This is a genomic window from Desulfovibrio sp. An276 (assembly GCF_002159665.1).
GTDB classification, from domain to species: Bacteria; Desulfobacterota; Desulfovibrionia; order Desulfovibrionales; family Desulfovibrionaceae; genus Desulfovibrio; species Desulfovibrio faecigallinarum.
The window spans coordinates 38,238-56,296 of record NZ_NFJC01000009.1 but is presented as its reverse complement, the minus strand read 5'-3'; the positions used below and the strand labels follow the sequence as shown (position 1 = coordinate 56,296).

Genomic DNA, 18,059 nt, shown 5'->3' with positions numbered 1-18,059 from the left:
ATATTACTTCGTTGCTCCGGTGTTATTCGTAGGCACAACGGCTGGTTCCGCTTGCTGGCCGTCCTTTTTTGGGGAATCCTCTCCCAGGCCAAGGTCGAACTTTCGTGTAGATACGGAAGGTGTCTTGCCGTAGTAGCCGGTGTACAGCGTGGCGTCCTCGGAGTAGATGTTCTGATACTTGTATCCTATGCCTGTCAGCGTGAAGGTAGAGAAGTCCGGTTCCGCACTGCTTTCGTTGAAGTGCAGGCTCTGCACAAAGAGTTTCATGCAGGTGTCCTTTACGACAAGGGTCAGGGTGCGCTCAGCCTTGGAAAGTTGCTTTGCTCGCATGTTGGACGTGTAGACGTACAGGAATTTCGTGCGGTAATCCTTGTCTCCGGATGTAAGCAGCTTGGCTGTGAGACTGACCTGCACGGGCATCGGACCCATGGCAAACCAGCAAAATGACTCGGATAAGGTATTGTGCCTAGCTACCTTCTCCGAGTGTGCCTCCGAGTAGTCCGTGACAATGAGCTCCCAGAAGTCATCTGACCGCAAACTTTGAACATCAGCAGCGGTGAGGCCACCTTTGCCAATCAGAGAGGTAAAGGTGGCCGAGTTCACCTGCAGATAGGTTTTCTGGCGGTAGTCATCCTCGTAGTTTGACGCCTTGGAGGTAGGGATGTAGCCGTTTACGAATACGCTTGTTCGTTGCGTATTGCTCAAGATGTCAGATACTGCCATTATGCACCCGAGTTGGCATCACGGTTGTTCTTTTTCAGCGTGGCGTTCAACGTGGTAAGAGTTTGGTCGACACGCTTCAGTACACCAGGAAGTTCACCGAGAGCCTGATCTGTTTCCTTGGAGAGGAGGCTTGCACCGGTGTTGGCTCCGCCACCAATACCACCTCCAAGAAGAGCCTGGTTCAGCTTGGCGTAGTCGGCGGCTGCCTGATCACCAAGAAGCGTATCCGTCAAGGGGTTGCCTGTAGCACCATTGAGAGGGCTTGCCCTGCCGGTAAGCTCACGAACACGCACAAGGTCCACACTTTGTCCACTACGTCTGCGCTCCTCTATGTAGCCTGCTGCCTTGTCGTATCCGGACCTACGAAGAGCACCCATCATCTGATTGAAGCGCTCATCGTCGATTTTGTTTTTGTCGTGCAGAAAGTTGATCTCGTCTGCGGACTCCGCGCCCATTGATTTGGCGAGGAAAAGTCTGGTATTGAGAGCTTCGTTGACGTTTCCCGTGTTGCGCATGAGCCTTGATGTTGACGAGTTGAGTGATGTACCTGCCGAGTTTCTCAAACGCATATTGATACGGTCACCAAGGGAACCGTATACATCATCTGCGTCAGCCGAGGTCAGCTCAACGGTCTTTCCAAGACGAGTAAGCAGCTCTTTCTTGGAGCCATCAAGCTTTATCCCGCGCCTTGTCAGCAGGTTTTCCATTGTGGCCTGAGCGTTACCGCCTGACTTCAGAGCATTCTCTATCTCTGTTTTCGAGTAGCCAAGTGATGTGCCCCACTCCATAAGGTGCTTTTTAAGTTGCTCACGCTGAGACTCTATCTCCTTGCGTTCCTTTTCAGAGAGAGTCTTGTCGCCAAGCATAGGAGTGAGAGCCTTGTAGTCGGCCAGAAACTGGAAAGCGGTAGGCATATTCTCAAAGAACATGCCGGCTGTCAGTTCACCATTACCGCCTTTGACTGCTGTCTGGTCAGACACAGCAGCTATGTAGGCGTCAGAGATCTTGGACTCGCTACCGGCAACCATACCATTCATCTGTCTGTTGACAAGATTGGCGGCAATGGTCTTGTTGATCTTGGAGATCACGTCATTCGTGACTTTGCCAGTTATTACGGGCTCGTACTTCTTGCCAATACCAACAAGGGGTCCATCTTCTCCTTGTGCCCTGACAACACTTACCTGCAAGGCTCTTCGTACAGCTGTATTCTGTAGCAATTTCTTTGCCATTGCCCTACGAGCAGCTTCATTATCGGGGGAGTATCCCTTTTGCAGAAGAAGCGAAGACAAAATACGCTCGTACGCGTTATTTCCGTTTACAGCGTCAGCATTCTTGCCAGTCGCAAACAGACCACTTAGAGAGGTAATACTACCGCTATACTTCTGTACCTCGCTGGCAAGCTCATCTCCGGTGACGTTCTCTATGCCTCCGCCAACGGCATTAGCCATCGCGGCGGAAATAACTCCCTCGACCCTGTAGTTCTGGTCCTTGGCCGCCAGCTCGATAGAATTGTATCGCAAGGCCATGCCGACCGTATCCGCTCCCCCATCCTCGATTTTCGTGTCCAGCAGATTTGTTGCCATTGTGTCTGCCTGGCGGTCAGCAGCACGCAGACGAGCTATCCTCTCGGAACGGGTAACAAGCGGTGTACCAGAAGGAGCGCCTTTGAGGAGCTTGTTCAAATCGGTCGCGTACAGACCCGTCTTTCCACCACCATGCTGCCTACGCCAGGATATCTGGTTACGAATAAAGTCTTCGAGAGCAACCTCGGTGGCACCCTTGCTTCCCTGATGAAGAACGTATTTCTTTCCATCACGTTCTATAACCATACCGATATGGTCAATACTGCGGTATCTGTCATTATTCTTGCCACCATTGTTATCAACTGCAATAAGAGTGCCTGCACGCACGTTTTTCATAAAGGCAGCCACAGCGTCATTAACGTTGTCTGTCTCCATGGAAATACTTTCACCGGCAGAACCAGCGACCCTTCTGTATATTTCACTTGCTGTTTCTATACTGTCTGACTTGAACAATTGACTCACATCAGCGTTATCTATAGTAACGCCACCGTTTTCCTCAACATACCTCTTGACAACCTCATGCACAAGACCAGAGCAATCAGGACGTACTCTTCGGCTTCCATCCCTTTTGCTCGCTACATCATCGTTTCCGTACTTTCCCTTGAAATCTACATCTTCCAGGAAGCCATGCGCGAATCGAGAAAGAGAGTCTCCAAATCCTCCCTGTTGCGAGCGTAACCGCCTTACGTAATCCATAAGGCGGTTGTAATCATCACCACCTATCCTGTATCGACCGCCTGTCTTTTTATTCTGCTGGGCGGAATTGTACAGCTTGTTGATAATGTCTATGCCGCCATCCTTGGCTACGGACGCACGAATCTGCTCCGCACTGACACCCTGCAAGGCACGATCAATAGCGGTCATTACGCCACCGCCGCCCATTTGCACGCCCATTGGGAATATGGCTGCCATCAATTCCGGGCTTTCGCTCAGAGCAGCATAGCGGGCGTCCGTCTTGGCTCGTTTTTGGAAGCTTGGCAGAGCTATATCCTTGATCTCTGTGCCATAGTCTCCAAGGAAGCCCTGTTGCTGGATAAGAGCACCCCAACCTTGAGTAGCACGTTCCCTGGCGGCCTTGAAGCGTTCAAACTCTTCCTTACCACCTGCGGCAAGAATCTGAGCATCAGTCTTGTCATTATACTTGCGCAGTAATTCAAGATCTTCACGGGAAGCATGGCTTTCGAACAAGTCCTTGTACTTGTTCCACTTGCCCAGAGTCTTTCCATCACCGTAAAGCAGATTGATAAGATTGCCCGATGTGAGGGAAAAGGCACCAAAGCCGCCATTGCTCACACGTGCCATAGCGGCAGCGCCTGTACGACTTGTCTCGGACATCTGGCCATGTTCAAGCTGAGCAAAAAGAATTTCCGTGTCTCTATCGGTCAGCTTGGCCTTGTTGTACAAAGGCATAAACTCGCCAATATCAGCAGTACGAGAAAGACCTTCATTCAAACGGCCAAAATCGCTTGCTGGCTGGACAAGAGGTATCGCCCGGCCTGCCGCGTCAGCCTCATTACGAGCGCTGTTGCCGATAAGACGTTCGGATACACCGTACAGCCTTTCACCAATGCCGGTTTTCCAGGTCTCAAAGGAACGGGTAAGTCTGCGCAGCCAGCTGTTGCGCTGTGCATACTCTTCTCTGCGCTTCTGACGAGCCTCGTCCATGGTACGAGCTCTGGCCTTCTGCGCGGCTTCAGAGTAGTAGCCTTCTGTCTTGAAAGTGGCGGTCTCTGCATCCATGCCTGTCATCATAAGACCGGCTCGTGTAGCCTCTCTTCCCTGGAAGCCAGCCATCTGCCCGGCACGGGTAGCCATTAGAATCTCAAGGTTGTCCGCCCCGAATCTCTCTTGCAACTGCGTGTACACATGATGCTTGTTGGCCTCATAGGCCATCATCTGCTCACCGGAGTAGATACGATTGCCTTGGGACATAAGCTTTTGCAGACTGTTGGGATCTCCGAGTGCCTGAAACAGGTCTACATCAGTGCGCAACCCGGTCATGGAATCATTCATAAGACCAGGGAGTATAACATCGGCAAAGGAGTTGTGTACCCGTGCGTCCTGTTGTGTCATGCGCTGGGCCATACCGGAAACACCGCCGTAATGAGCCAGTGTGACAGGATCAAGAACACCCGTACGCTGCATGTAGGTAATGTTTGCGGCGTTGGCCATACTCTGCAGTGAGCCCTGCATTGCGTTCAATCCGGCTTGCTGGAAGGTCAGGGCTCCTGACGCACCGTACGTGTCGACCATCTGCTGATGAGACAAGCCGGTCATGCGAGCATATGCCTGTTCCTGACGGGCAATATTGTTGTATTGCTCAGCGGTAGCGCCCATATCCTGCATGCGCTTCATCGTCTTCATAATGTCTTTGAAGTCGGTGGAGCCAACCACTTCCATCATGGTCGTCATGGAGTTGCGCAGATTTTTCAGGACACGTTTATACTGCTCGACATTGTTCGCGTAGTCGAACTGACCGTACTCAATGCCGAGCCTCAGCATCTCACGCCAGTCCCCTTCCTTCATAATGCTGTCGTCAGCGGCGGAGTAGCGCATCATCCTGTCAAGATTTCTGGCCGACTTGTAGTTGAAGCCGTACCCCAGTGTAGTGTCAGTATCCTGGCTACCGTACACCTTGGCAGTAGTCATGTTCTGGATCATCCTGCTCTCGCGAATGCGATCCGTAACAGGAGCTGTCATATCAGGCAGGAAAAGAGACGCGGCCATGCCGGGAAGACCAAACAGTGCTGTCAGCGCTGTGCCAGCGCCAAGGTTGGCAGCTATTCCCGGTACGGCCATCGCCGCGTCGTGCATGTTTCTGTGGGCGTACACCTGCTGTTGTGCCACGCTTATTGCAGGATTGTACGTATTGAATGTGTACTCTGGGAGACCGAACGGACCACCCTTTGTAGCGATAAGGAAGCGTTGCCAGAGGCTGTCAGTCTGCGGAACGTAACCCTGTGCGTCCGGAACAGGTAGTGTACGAAAGGCGCCAAGCTCACTCGGTGTCAGAAACTGAGCCTGGGGCATGTAACCCATCTGCCCACCTGTAAGAAATTGCAGCTGGAGAGGGTCCGTAATGGGGGTCTGTCCCGGTATGTACTGCGCGTCTGGTGTAATCACTGGTTCTCACTCATTTCCTGTACGGTCTGCGCAAGCTTGCTGATGGACGCTCTCAGGTCATCAAGCGACTTGAAGCCTTCCGGACGTTCTGCGGATATAATGTCCAGGAAAGCCTTTTTCTTCTCATCGTCTTTTGCCGCTGCTTCTCTTGCCCTGTCGCGCTCGACACGCTGTGGGTTGATCATATCAAGGATCATATCCTTGGTCTCGCCAATATTCTTCGCGTAATGCTTTGACGAAGACTCTTCGACAGTACCCATGCCGGCCACAACAATAAGATCGATAAGCCTGTCGAACTTCCATATTGACGAGTAGTAGTTGAACAGGTCTCTCTTGTAGAAGTGCAGGGCGAGATACCTACCCTGCACGGTGTATGTGGAAAACTGCTCCCCTGAACGCAGCAACAATTCTACTCTGAGCTTTCCTTCAGGGGTTGCGTAAAATTTCTGAGCGCCCAATCGGATGTGGCAATAGTAACAGCCCTGTCAAACACAGCAAGCTTCTCTATCAATCTGTTGCGATAAATGAAGGCAAGACTTCTCACAAACTTGAGATTATTGTTGAAGCTCTCTTCATCGGTAGCGTTAAACTGAGCATCACCAAATCTCACAATACTTGCGGCAAGATTCATCTCAGCGATGAGATTACTGTAGCGAAGCGCCGATACCTTGCCCTTGTCGGCGGTAATCTCGTCTATCCTGTCGATGATGATGTCATCTACCCAGCCTTCTCGAATCTTGTAACATACAGGAATCTTATCAAAAAGCTTGAAGTCGTAGGCTACGTTTCCCGTAGTGAGGATGGAGTCCAGCAGGTTTTTCAAGTCCTGCTCGGTAATTCCGTGCTCCTTGAGGTACTCCCAGTTCTCCCTGAGAATCATGTCCTCGGAAATGCCTTCCGGGGCTGCGTTAAGGGTACCGTCCTCGTTTACCGTTGGGGTAAGAGGAGTACCACCGTCTGTGCTTGTCTCTGTCCTGCTGGGAACTGTTCCCTTTGCCGGCCTTTTCGCGTTTCTGATATCCATAAAAATTTATCCCCCTTAGTCACTTGTTGTCTGGTCTACGCCCGTGGTAATCCTGCCGTTTATGGTTCCTGTAACCGGGTCACCGACACGGGCCAGAGTATGTCCGTTTATGCTCACCACTGCCGACTGGCCAACTACCGTGCAGGTATGGCCGCAGTCTCCTCTTCCTACAGAGCCCGTGGCGCATATGGCATTACCGTTTATGCTGGTATTCGGCTCACCGGAAACAAGCGTTCCGCCTACCCAGGCACCATCACATGCAGAGCAGTTGCCCGTGAAGCGGCAACCGACTGTTGCTATTGGCATTCCCATAGACTTACCACCTCAAGTACCCAAGACTCTTTACATCATCGGCAACCTTGAGCGCCTGTTTCTGCAGATCGGTAGTCGTGCTCACGGCAATCTGCTTCACGGAACCAGTAGCGCTGTCCCACATGGCTCCCGCGCTCTCCAGAACACTGTCCGCAGACTTCGGCAAACGGTCCACAAATCCGGCCACATCCTTGTAGGCGGCACAAAGCTGTTCCACACACTGCTCAAGCTTTTTCATGTTGTCGACCAGCTCATCTATGCCGGATCTTTTGAGAGCAGAATCGTAGGCATCGCGCAGGTTGTTGATGGATTCGGTAGGGGTTTCGCGAGCGTTGTCGAGTGCTTCACGTGCGGTTGAGCCCAACTCGTTCTTGAGCTGTCGAAGCATTTCATCATAGGGCGCACCTTCGTTGATGGCGTCCAAAATCTCGGCTGCAAGTTTGCCCACCGGCGTGTCCACCAGGAAAGGGCAATCCAGTATGTGGGAAACAGCGCTCTTCAATGCGTCTATCGCCCCGGCTGCCCCACCGAGAAGCTCATCGATAGCCTGATCAACCTTGTCGATAGTGCTTAAGGCCGTGTTCACCATATTCTGGGCGACATCAAACGGGTAATCTACCAGCTGCTGCATCATCTGCATGTAGCGTCTGGGTGCCTCAAGCGCCGCTTCTACAGACTTGTTTATCGTTTTCAGCGCGGAAATTGCCGCCTCACAGCCTACATCAGTAAACTGGGGCACAGAAATGTTCTGCAACGGCTCGGCGAGCTTGTTGAGAACAGTCTGCTTGAAGCACCATATCCATACAGGTGTGTAGCCATCATCGCACTTGCCGTCTTTCTTTGGTACTGCTGTTTTTTCTGCCATAAGCTACACCGTCTGTATATCGAGAGAGCTGCAACGGAGAGTGCAGGGCTGACCGGAAGTGCTCATGGACTGCAAATTGATGCCGGACGCGTTGATGTTCAGGATGCCGCCTACCTCAAGATTATAGTTGCCACCGATCTGTTGCTGCTTTTCTCCGCCAGCCGTCTCGGTAACATTACCGATTACCTTGTTGTCCGCCTTGCCGCGAACTTCTTCGACACTGTTGCCGTTAACCTGCGAAAAACGGTCACCTTCGATAAGCGTCTGACTGTCACTGCCAATAGACATAAGGTGATCATCTGTCGTCACCATCCTCATTTTGCCATCTTTACCAATGAAGAATCCTGAAGCGCCAGAGTTGTCAGTCGAATTAACCATGAAACCCAGGCGCATGTCTGGAGAATCCTCAATATCACCCATGAAAAACCGGGTGGTTGGCACACCAGCTGAGGGTTCAGACTCTTCTCCATATGCCGCGCCACCCTCGATGACCAATCCACAACGGCCATTGGTGCCATTGGAGAACTTCAGAGTACCGAAGTCAGATACAATTTCGAACTCTCGACAAATTATGCGGCAGAGGTTCATCATGTTGAGCAAAACCAACTGTGCCATTGGGGATGCCATTAGACGGACAAGACCTTCCTGTCCCAGAGTAAGACTAGCACCACCATCAGCGGCGAACTTTATGTCTCCGGGAAGATCCGGGAAGTCCCTGGACTTGTCGTATGTGGTATTGCCGTTCTCACCATATGTGGCATCGGTACTCAAATCAGTTTCTGAAGCCATGTATCCCCCTTACACAATAGACTGCGAAACAGTGCCCAGTGGAGGTATGGTCGCCAAAACGAACAACACTCCCTGAATAGGGATCATCACTACATGAGCACCCACCAGCTTGCGTGACCACACAACATCTGTAGCCTGACCACCGCCTCCCATGGTATTTAGTATGGGAACGTTGTCTATTACTCCGCCCTCAGTACGCTGAACCTTGCATGTTGCGTTCTTGTTGCTGCATTCAAGAACAACACCAGTCTCAAAAAAATTGTAATCGTTGCTGTTATCTGGCAAGTAAGCCATGAATTATATCCCCCTTTGCACTACTTAAAATATTGCTGGAGTTTACATCATCAGTAAAGCAAAAAGGTGTTGTGTCGCTTTTGGCAACACAACACCTTTATAGGGAGGGGTAGGGGGAGGTAAGGAGGTAGCTTAGCCCATTTGGGTAAGATTGGTAAGAAGTTCAGGGGTCTTGTCGAGAGGTGCAGAACCGTAATCGCTCCACGGAACAACACGGTCAGCCATCATGGAGACATTTTCCATGAGCACTGCCTGCCCGGACTGGATGGCCTGCGAGCGGTTGACGAGCGTACAGACCTCAAAATATTCGGCAGCTGCATGCGAACGAGAAGATGTTGAGGAGCTTGCCAGTGTAGCGGGGGCATCCCAGATAACACCGAGACCGAAAGGCACGCGGAACACATCTTCCTCAAGGTTGGTCCACCAGGTACCTTCCTCTGAACCAGCCTTGATATCGTACTTGGAGTTCCTGTTCGTAACATCTTGTCCGAAAGAAGCGTTGGCATAGAATGAGTTGAGCAGGTTACGACCAACGATCATCATGCGGCTCATGGAAATCTGTACAGGAGCGTTTGTAATACCAAACACATGGCGACGTGATCCAATGGCCTTCAAAGGTTGAACGGAACGCGTTTCCGTGTACTGGAACGCGTTCACAAATCCGATTGTGTGGAATGAGTCTGAACCTGTAGCCAGATTGAGTCGCGGGGGGCCGGCGACAATCAAACAATCGTCGGGATGTATAAATGTGAGCTGGGAGGTATCGTGAAAATGCTCGACAAACTGCTCTTTGTAGTTCTTTATCCATCCAGTAGGATCAGTAACTACCTGTTCCTGGGATTCAATCAGTTTGATAGGTGAAAATGACATATATTACAAACCTCCCAATTACTGGCTAACAAGATGCAAACCAATAGTATTGAGCGGGTAGGGGAAGGTAACGTCAACATACGCCTCAACACGAGTACGGTTATCCTCAAGGTAACCAATACTACGGATAGCATAGTCAACGATAGGAGCGCCAATCTGAGCCTGAACATCAAGCTTCAGAGACTCAAGAGCAGCTGACAGGGACGTACTGATTGCGGACAGAGCCGCTGAAGTAACGTTCCATGTACCGATGTACGGACGAAGGACATCACGGCAGATATAGGACACGTAGTCGTAGTTCTTGACGAAGGAAAGTTCCTGGAACTCGACCGTGCTCATATCCGTGGTCAGCTGATGACGAACATACGGAGCGGACTCTTCGGTCTCCTGTACGAAAATAAACGTACCGCCACCGGCAATGGTGTTCAGCTGGTCCTGGCTGAAGTAGTCATTGGAGTGCTTAACGCCGCCAATACCAGACATGGACAAGTTCGTGAAACCATAATGCGAAGGAAGGCCGGCAATACCACCAGCAACCGCGCAGGCAAGATAGTAACCAGGCAGTTCGCGCTCATCGATCACGCAGATGTCAGGCCAGACATGCACAAAGCGAGAAGAGCCATAGGACTGTGACACGGCGGCAACGGCGCTTGCCTGTTCCGACTTGTCCATGGTGTGCGTAATCGTGAAACTCACTTCAGGGCTGTCAGTCACCAACTCTTCCGCAAAGGGAGAGCTGGGGGTGATCGTCAGGATATCTTCTGCAGCAACGGAGGATACTGTGTAAGTGTATTGCTTGTCCTTGTAGGTGATGTTCAGCGTGTCACCAGCATCAACTGACGAAGACATGAACTCCACAGGCTGTTCGGCACCCGTAGCTGTGGACACCAGGCCACGGGTAGCGGTGAACAGCAGGTTCATCTCGTTACTGTCCTTGGAACACTTGCCGAAGCCCTCAGCCTTTGTCTGCTCCGTCTGGAGGACAGAGGAACCGATGGCAATACGCCACATATCGATTTCAGGATCAGCCATCTGCTCGGCGCTGTTCTTGAACATCGTCAGCACTTCGGTGCTTGTGGTAAGAGGCACCATGGAGTAGAGCGGATCGACAGTCTCCAGCTTGTCCTTGGCAGCGGTGTAGCCGGGCAGGTCGTCGGAATCAACACCAATGCACATAACGGATGTGGTGGTGTTGGACAGGCAGACCATCACGCCATATGCCAGCGGGTTCTCGGGCACAACCTTGCCAAGCTTGCCTTCGATTTCATCCACCGTCTGAATAGTGGTGACAGAGGACAGGTCCTGACGCAACGCCTTGTAGCCAATGTACAGCGTAGCGTCATTGATGCTGCGCTCGACACCATCAATATCTGCCTTCAGGCCAGCCAGCGAGTACAGCTCGGAGTTTGCGTCAACCGTAACACCTGCCGACTTCGCATCCATGTACACATTTTCGACGCGGCGACTAAACATGATCGTGGTTGCGTCTTCGGGAATACTGCGATTGAGCAGCACGGCCTTGGCAACGGGATCAACGTCAGTGACACGATATGTGTAGGTGGACTCGACATCAAAGCTGGCGTAATCGCCAACCTTGAGAGTGTCGATAAAGTCAGCCTGCCCGAAGAACAGCAGAGAGTTGCCAGAGAAGAATCCTGTAATGGAAACAGGGGCGTCCATCAGGTTCACACTGGCATTTGCCAGGCGGAACTTCACTGACTCTCCGTCAATCAGGGCACCGGGCTGATTGTTGGGAAATACCGCGTTTTCAATACCGGCAGAAGTGTAGGTACCGGCATGGGCCAGCGTTTCGTCGGAATCGGCATCTATGATATGGTAGCAGGGGCCAATAATGCACGCAGGCAGGCTGGCGGTAACAGAAGTACCTGAAGTAGCCGCGTATTCCTGATACACCTGTACCATTGGTTTCTGGTAGGGCATCTATAACGTCCTTTTTGAAAATCTATATTTGTTTGTCTTCCAGTAGGTTTTTGTACACTTTTATGCCTTCTATCAGCGGGTTGTCCGCGTCAGAAGTCCACTTGTACTGCATGCAGTATGCCATATCCACCTGGCATACAAACATCATATCATCCTGATCAAAGCGTGTTGTGGAACTCAGCGACACGTTCGAGATATCCTGTATGCCAAGAACACTGGGCAATATCGTCCTGTAGGACAAAAATATGCCAAATATCGTCTGGCCTATTATCTCCGCTTCCAGATATATCTTGCTGAGAACCTTTGCCACTATGCTGGAATATACGAGGGTAGAGCCTTTTGCCGAACTGATACGTGGAACCTTGTCTGCCAGGTCGCCAAGTACAACGGGATTTGTGGTCTGAGTTTCCCTTGTTACTACGACCAGCGGCTTCTTGCCGTAATTTTCGGAGTCCTTGTTATATACGGTATCAAAGGTGATATGCGTATTTTCGTAATCGTCAGGCAGGTATCTGTAAGGGAACGTCTCGGGGAAATTCTGAAACTGCCATCGCAACAGCGTGATAACAAGGTCTCTTACATGCAGAGGTGTTCCGTAAGGTATTATGTAGCCACCTATTGGCTTTGGTTGCACACCTTGCATTTGTTACACCCAGTCCGCCTCCAGAAATTCTGTTCCTATGGGGGTAAGGCCGGACGCGCTGACAACCTGGGCTACCACGGTTCCACGCATCGTCACCATGAATGGCTCCATATCGTAGACCTTGTAGCAGTCCTTGTTGCCCTTGAAGACAAAAAAGTCCTCATCTTTCAACAGGATATCTGTTCCGACTATGATGAATTGGTCCCTGTTGCTGCCACCGGCTTCGCTGATACCTTCTGACGTAGCGACATGGTATTTGGCGCCGATGTCTCCATAGGCGTAGCACTCGCAGAGCCTGTCCCAGCCGCCAACATGGCCGGTACCTTTGCAATATGGGCAATTGGTCAGCATCTTTTCGCCAGTTACCTGATTTGTACAGTGAGGGCAGCGCATGGTGTCCTTCGGGCGATACACACGAATCTGTCTACCGTTGTACCGCTGCGCTACCCGCAACAGGTCCATACGAATCTTGTTCGCGTACCCCTGCAGGTAGTCAAACGTTCCGAACTGGTTTAAGTCGTTGTTAAACCTGGGATTTTCCGGACCCCACGCCTGTTCGGTAATCAGTATGCCTTCTGGCTGCTTACGGGTTGCAGGCTCTATGGGGGTAACTGGTACTTCTTCAGGCATACGCTAATCCCTGAACTGATACTCGTTGATGGTAGCGTACGGCGACCAGCTTTCGCCCCAAGCCTGCTCCTGATTGACGTAGGTCTTGTAGGAAGCGATCTGCTGATCGAACAACCCCTTGTAGAAACTTGCAAGTTGCTGATATTGCGGAAACTTGTTGTCTATCGAGGTCGTCAGCCCCTGCATGGCGTAGTCCACCTGATTGCGCAGCTGCCTTTCGGCCTCACTGACAGCCAGGTGGAAGAGCACACCGTAGAGCATTATTCCCGTACAGTTGTCGGGAAAATTCTCCAGCGTATAGGACATGACAGGGGGAACCGCATTGAAGTCGGCGAGGGTCAGCTCCATGGCAAGCTCGATAAGCTTGTCAGATGACTGCGGATTTCCTCCAAGCAGTACGTTGTAGTACGGCATGTCCTTAACGTAGGTACGTATTTTCTCTACGGTTAATGCCATAATGGGAGGTTACTTGCTTTCAGTAGCGGTAGGCTTGGGGGTTTCAGCCTTTGCAGCCTTGGGTTTGGGCGTAGCGGCAGGCTTGGGGGCTTCTGCCGGCTTGGCTTCAGGCTTGTGGGTAGCAGTAATGGGTTTGTCGTCCACCAGATAGCCAGCCTTCACAAAGGATTCCACGCTCTTTTTCTCACCGGCAGTGAGCGTAATGCCCGGAACAGGCTCACCAGCGCGAATCTTCAGTCGACCAATGACCAGCATTCCGCCTGTCTTGTTAATAAGCATTTTGTATCTCCTTATTTACTTGAACGGCGGAACAGGCTTTGTAATTATGCCTGCCCCGCCGCCAGGGGGAATGTGATTAGGCCAGGGTAAGCTTGACGACACCCTTCGTGTTACCGATTGCAAAGCCGGGAGCTTCGTAGGTATGGAAGGTGATCATGTCAGCCCTTGTCTCAAGGAACAGAGTTGCGTCCTGCAGGAGGAAGAACTTGCAGAAGTACTCAGGCTGGGTGAAGAAATAGATGGTGTCTTCGGGAACCAGATCAGTCTTGATGGTCTTGGTGACCGGGTAGCCGAGGAAAGTATCCTCACCATCCACACCCTTGCGAAAACGCTCTTCCTGGGGAGTGAAGCCGATATCTTCGGTCTTCAGCTTCAGGGATTCGTCAAAGGTGTTCACATGCATGAGAATCTTGCCACGAGGCAGACGCATACGGGTAAGAGCCTGCATGCCAGCCGTGATAGCATTCTTGAAATTACTCGCTGACATGTCAAAGGTAATCTTCTGCTCGGTGGCGTTATCTTCACAGATCTCGTTGATCGTGTCGATAAAGAGCTTGTCTTCCTCGTGCTGGATTGCCTTGACCTGGTTTTCCTGCAACCATTGCTGGATGGGCATCCTGATGGTCATCAACTCAAATTTTGACTTGGTGATTCGCTCTGCCTCGACCTTGCCGAAAGGCACACGGAAGCGCTGACCAGTGTAGTACCTGCGTTCGCCTGTGCCCTTGAAGGGAACAAATGTTGCCTTCGTGGCTTCAGGTTCGATTTCGCAGACGATTGACGGCTGGTCCTTGGTCTCGACATCGGGATCGAGTTCGTCAGGGGTAACCACGCGATGATCAAACAGGCGGCGAAGAATACCGTCTTCATAGAGACGCTGGCGAATATACAGGGAGGCAACTTCCTCTGCCTGTTTAACCTGCCCAGCGGTAAAAATCTTGTCCAGAAAAGCGCCGTTAACAAGGTCGGCGCTCACAACAGGAACTTCATATCCCATAATGGTTTATCTCCTATTAAGCGTCGGCCATCGGCTTCCAGAACAAACGCAGATGTCCATTTGTGGCGTCAAAGTAAATAACCTTGCCGACAACGACATCAGTACCGGCTGTTGCAGCCTTGAACTTGCCAGTGGACTCATCCACGCCCAGAGGGTCATTGGGGGCAAAGGTGGAACCCACGTAATGGTCCTTGTCCACTTCGATAATGGCATCCGACATCAGACCGGTATGGGTATGCCTGATATCTTCCTTGGCGATGACAAAGGCATGCAGCGGCGCTTTGCGACCTGCATCATCAGCTGCGAGTGCGCCTGTCTTCCACTTTCCGGTGCTGGTATCGAGCACCGCGACAGTACCATCCGTCAGGGTAGCACCATCGGCAGCCATCAGCACTTCGTCAAGTGCGCCATTTGACGGCCAACCCTTGCGAATCTCATAACTCATTTATATTCTCTCCAGATTTAGTCCCGTTTGGTTACTCTCCGCCAAGGGCAAACCTGGTAATGGGGTCTGTGCCGCTTGGACTGTACTCGTCACCAAGGGTTCCATAGTCAAAACTTGCTCGCTTCGTCTGGCCGATCTCTGTCTCGCTTTCCGACGTGGTATCATTGGCAATAGACTCGGCCAGCGCCTCAATGCTTTCCGCGAGCTTAAGCAATTCCGTATTCATAATTAGCGACCGTAAAAGAGCATAAAATCCAGCACGCGCTGAGGATCGAGCATGGTGGGTTTATTGTTGTCCTGCTCTGCCGTCTTTTCCTCTTCACTTTTTTCTGCGCGTTCCCGGATCTGCTCAGCCAGCTTCTTCAGATTTTCAGCGAGCTCTCTGTTGTCCATTGTCTACAAGCTCTCTCAGGGCACGCAGATCGATGGCGAACTTTGGTGATTGCGTGTAGGAAGCTTCCTTGGTGGCAGCCTCTTTGAGGAGGCTGGCCACCTTGGACAGCAGCTCGGCTATCTCTTTTTTGCGTGCACTTTTCATGGGGTTTTACTGAGCCTGCTGCTGAAGCTGCTGCATGGCAGTGTCATAAGCGTTCTGTGCTACAGCGTCGGCCTGGGGGACAGCGGCAGGGGCTGCCTGCATTTGTGCTGCCGCCTCGTCATAGGCGGCCTGAGCTGCTGCAGCCTGTTCGTCTTCGGCGGGCTGAGCAGTGAGCTGATTCATCGTGTCCTGGTATGCCTGGGCAGCGGCTGCGCCGGCTGCGGCTTCGGGATCGGCACCGCCCTTGTTGGTCAGATGCTCAACCAGAGCCTTGGCAGCGGAAGCTGAATCACTCACAGCCTGTGCGGCAGCGGCTTCTGGAGAAGCAACCGTGGCATAAGCCTCATCAGCGGCAATCTTGCACAAGGTGTAGTTGTATGCCTGCTCAAAAGCAGCCTCAGCCTGCTTCTGCAGAGAGTCGTCCTCGTTGTCTGCTTCAAAATAACCCATAGTATTATTGTATGCCGCGTCTGCGGCAGCCTGCTTTCTCATGGTCTCGTAGGCTGACTGAGCAAAAATCTCGCCAAACACTTCGGCCTCTTTTGCTATTGCGTTATCGTGCTTGGCGATGTATTCATCTGCCATGTTTTTGAGCACTTTTGCGGCGTCCACAGCCTCATTCTGCTTCTGGTCGACAGTGGCCGCTGCTTCTTGCATAGCGTCTGTTTCACTGGGGGCAGCCTGACAGACACACGGGCTTTGACCACATTCCGGACAAACTTCGGGAGCAGGTGTCGAAACTGATGCTATCTCAGGGGCAACAGGAGTGACAGGTGCATCTTCAGCCTGCTTGTTCAGGCCGGAGTTAAAGTCCCTCAGAAGGTCCGAGAGTGAAATTGTTTTAGTAGTAATCACGGTATGTTATCCACTTTACGTATAAACTTGCATGTTAATGGGCCGAGGGACAAACCCCAGCTATAAAAATATTGATAGATGACGGGTGGATGCGTTCAGCTTTTCTGTCAAAAAAATTGCGTTATTTTACGAGCTTCTTGGTATTGTTTTTGACAGGAAATATGCATGAAAGTACCATATCTGTCAGATACTCCCTTTGAGATTCCGTCCTGAAAGGAGACCCTCTATGCAATTGAACCTTGGCAGAACCCTTATTTCCGTTGGTTGCTTCCTGGCAGCCAGTAAACTGATGTTCCTCATTTTCAGCCCGGCTGAGATCTGGACCATGATAGGCTGTATCGCCATTCCCTTCCTTATGTGGAGCATACAGCCTGTAGAGTACACCAGAGAACGCAGCATCACATTTCTTATTCCTATATTTCGCAGCACTACTCACTATAGGAAAACAACATTGTTTGGTTTAATCCCTATCGGATCTGAGCAGGTTATGAAAAGTGATGTAGCCATTGGCCCGAAGGCTGAGGAAGTTTACGAAGTATTTGAAACAATTAAAACTGCTATTCCCTTCAATGGCGCTCTGAAGGCAATCGGTCGCTAAATTTTTTAGCAGTAACAGAACGGCTAAAAATTAATATTTTTGTTCGCTGGCAATGATAATATTATTGTTATTTTTGCCAGCTATTTTAATTAAAGAGGCCCTATGTCTTCGATATTATCAAATATAACTGACGTAATCAGTAAAGTTACCGGCTACTCTGGATACCAAGACTTTAAGGAAGCAGAGCGCATAAACGAAGATGCCAAACGAAAATATGATGCGTCTCAGCGAAACATAGAATACGCACGCACAACTACCAATAACTATCTTACAGAGCTCGGTAACGAAAAGCTTAGAGTTTTTAATCAAGGTAGCGTAGCGAGATTCATAAATCTCGCCAGCAAGATTGCCTACCTTGACAAGGACTGGCAAAGCACCACCGTAAATACGTCAGTTCCTCTTAATAAGCAGTTACTGGACATCAAAAATATACAGGCTCAGTTCTCGGATTTTGCTGAATGTCTTTTTGGTGGTGGAGCAGCTGGCGGTGTTACCGCGCTTGGCGCCCTTGGAGGAGCGACACTGTTTGGAACAGCGAGTACTGGAGCCGCAATCTCTGGTCTTTCTGGAGCCGCCGCTACAAATGCCACTCTTGCCTGGCTTGGTGGTGGTTCTTTGGCAAGCGGCGGGCTAGGTGTAGCTGGTGGCGCCGCTGTGCTTGGCGGCCTCGTAGTGGCACCAATTATTTTTGTCGGTGGTTGGCTTTTGTCATCAAAGGGAGAAGAAGCTCTGGAACAGGCCAAAGCTAATCAGCTGCAAGCAAATAGCTATATGTCGTCTTCCTGCGTAATTATACGCTCTCTGAACAATATCAGCACAATAGCAAGAAATTATACAATTTCCCTACGTGGCGTAGATAAATTGTTTAACAAACAGTTGGACAGATTACAGGAAATTGTAGACAGTAATACAGACTACAGAACATACTCTCAAAATGATCAAAATTTTGTCATTAAATGCTTTGCATTTATGGATCATATAAAAAGTCTGTCAGATATAGCTATTATGACAAATGACGGATCTTGTATACGAAGATCGGTTGATGACATCAATAAGTACGTTGGTTTTATAAATAAACTAGACGAGATGTAGCC

At 50.8% G+C, this 18,059-nt stretch carries 21 protein-coding genes; 2 read left to right on the top strand and 19 right to left on the bottom strand.

Translation table 11 applies throughout. The features are described from left to right. Window positions 1-3: 3 nt before the first annotated feature. The 19 genes from B5F76_RS05795 to B5F76_RS05715 all read right to left on the bottom strand — a co-directional run bounded on the left by B5F76_RS05795 (window position 4) and on the right by B5F76_RS05715 (window position 16,169). On the bottom strand, window positions 4-723 hold the full coding sequence (locus tag B5F76_RS05795) for a hypothetical protein (protein ID WP_087352243.1): 720 nt from the start codon (window positions 721-723) through the stop codon (window positions 4-6). After that, window positions 723-5,429, bottom strand: a complete 4,707-nt coding sequence (locus B5F76_RS05790) for a hypothetical protein (protein WP_087352241.1) — start codon at window positions 5,427-5,429, stop codon at window positions 723-725. Before B5F76_RS05790 ends, B5F76_RS05795 begins: the two co-directional genes overlap by 1 nt. Further along, on the bottom strand, window positions 5,426-5,797 hold the full coding sequence (locus B5F76_RS05785) for a hypothetical protein (RefSeq protein ID WP_144268397.1): 372 nt from the start codon (window positions 5,795-5,797) through the stop codon (window positions 5,426-5,428). Before B5F76_RS05785 ends, B5F76_RS05790 begins: the two co-directional genes overlap by 4 nt. Window positions 5,798-5,838: 41 nt before the next feature. Continuing rightward, window positions 5,839-6,453: a hypothetical protein gene (locus B5F76_RS05780; RefSeq protein ID WP_087352237.1), complete on the bottom strand. Its 615-nt coding sequence runs from the start codon at window positions 6,451-6,453 to the stop codon at window positions 5,839-5,841. Between the two features lie 15 nt (window positions 6,454-6,468). Continuing rightward, a complete protein-coding gene (locus B5F76_RS14440) occupies window positions 6,469-6,759 on the bottom strand; it encodes a hypothetical protein (protein ID WP_144268396.1) in 291 nt (96 codons plus the stop codon). Window positions 6,760-6,769: 10 nt separating this feature from the next. Beyond that, a complete protein-coding gene (locus B5F76_RS05775) occupies window positions 6,770-7,630 on the bottom strand; it encodes a hypothetical protein (protein WP_087352235.1) in 861 nt (286 codons plus the stop codon). A 3-nt stretch (window positions 7,631-7,633) separates the two neighbouring features. Next, the gene (locus B5F76_RS05770; RefSeq protein WP_087352233.1) at window positions 7,634-8,419 is read right to left on the bottom strand and encodes a bacteriophage T4 gp5 trimerisation domain-containing protein; all 786 of its coding nucleotides are present in this window, start codon (window positions 8,417-8,419) and stop codon (window positions 7,634-7,636) included. 9 nt (window positions 8,420-8,428) lie between these two features. Further along, window positions 8,429-8,713, bottom strand: coding sequence for a hypothetical protein (locus B5F76_RS05765; RefSeq protein ID WP_087352231.1), 285 nt, complete (start codon window positions 8,711-8,713; stop codon window positions 8,429-8,431). A 132-nt stretch (window positions 8,714-8,845) separates the two neighbouring features. Next, window positions 8,846-9,583, bottom strand: coding sequence for a hypothetical protein (locus tag B5F76_RS05760; RefSeq protein ID WP_087352229.1), 738 nt, complete (start codon window positions 9,581-9,583; stop codon window positions 8,846-8,848). Between the two features lie 18 nt (window positions 9,584-9,601). Further along, a complete protein-coding gene (locus tag B5F76_RS05755) occupies window positions 9,602-11,524 on the bottom strand; it encodes a hypothetical protein (RefSeq protein ID WP_087352227.1) in 1,923 nt (640 codons plus the stop codon). A gap of 22 nt (window positions 11,525-11,546) precedes the next feature. Then, a complete protein-coding gene (locus tag B5F76_RS05750; protein ID WP_087352225.1) occupies window positions 11,547-12,167 on the bottom strand; it encodes a hypothetical protein in 621 nt (206 codons plus the stop codon). A 3-nt stretch (window positions 12,168-12,170) separates the two neighbouring features. Further along, a complete protein-coding gene (locus B5F76_RS05745; protein WP_087352223.1) occupies window positions 12,171-12,797 on the bottom strand; it encodes a hypothetical protein in 627 nt (208 codons plus the stop codon). Between the two features lie 3 nt (window positions 12,798-12,800). Next, window positions 12,801-13,253, bottom strand: coding sequence for a hypothetical protein (locus B5F76_RS05740; protein WP_144268395.1), 453 nt, complete (start codon window positions 13,251-13,253; stop codon window positions 12,801-12,803). A gap of 9 nt (window positions 13,254-13,262) precedes the next feature. Then, window positions 13,263-13,532, bottom strand: coding sequence for a hypothetical protein (locus tag B5F76_RS15100; protein ID WP_087352220.1), 270 nt, complete (start codon window positions 13,530-13,532; stop codon window positions 13,263-13,265). A 76-nt stretch (window positions 13,533-13,608) separates the two neighbouring features. Beyond that, window positions 13,609-14,529: a hypothetical protein gene (locus B5F76_RS05730; protein ID WP_087352218.1), complete on the bottom strand. Its 921-nt coding sequence runs from the start codon at window positions 14,527-14,529 to the stop codon at window positions 13,609-13,611. A gap of 16 nt (window positions 14,530-14,545) precedes the next feature. Beyond that, on the bottom strand, window positions 14,546-14,974 hold the full coding sequence (locus B5F76_RS05725; RefSeq protein WP_087352215.1) for a hypothetical protein: 429 nt from the start codon (window positions 14,972-14,974) through the stop codon (window positions 14,546-14,548). Window positions 14,975-15,005: 31 nt separating this feature from the next. After that, window positions 15,006-15,200 (bottom strand): hypothetical protein, encoded by a 195-nt coding sequence (locus B5F76_RS05720; protein WP_087352213.1) that lies wholly within the window; start codon window positions 15,198-15,200, stop codon window positions 15,006-15,008. A 2-nt stretch (window positions 15,201-15,202) separates the two neighbouring features. Next, window positions 15,203-15,367 (bottom strand): hypothetical protein, encoded by a 165-nt coding sequence (locus tag B5F76_RS14790; protein ID WP_162608707.1) that lies wholly within the window; start codon window positions 15,365-15,367, stop codon window positions 15,203-15,205. Window positions 15,368-15,518: 151 nt separating this feature from the next. After that, window positions 15,519-16,169 (bottom strand): hypothetical protein, encoded by a 651-nt coding sequence (locus tag B5F76_RS05715; protein ID WP_087352211.1) that lies wholly within the window; start codon window positions 16,167-16,169, stop codon window positions 15,519-15,521. 424 nt (window positions 16,170-16,593) lie between these two features. On the opposite strand from B5F76_RS05715, the gene B5F76_RS05710 reads away from it, so the two are divergent. Both B5F76_RS05710 and B5F76_RS05705 read left to right on the top strand, forming a co-directional pair. After that, window positions 16,594-16,965, top strand: a complete 372-nt coding sequence (locus B5F76_RS05710) for a hypothetical protein (RefSeq protein WP_087352209.1) — start codon at window positions 16,594-16,596, stop codon at window positions 16,963-16,965. Between the two features lie 102 nt (window positions 16,966-17,067). After that, window positions 17,068-18,057 (top strand): hypothetical protein, encoded by a 990-nt coding sequence (locus B5F76_RS05705; RefSeq protein ID WP_087352207.1) that lies wholly within the window; start codon window positions 17,068-17,070, stop codon window positions 18,055-18,057. The last annotated feature ends 2 nt before the right edge of the window (window positions 18,058-18,059 follow it).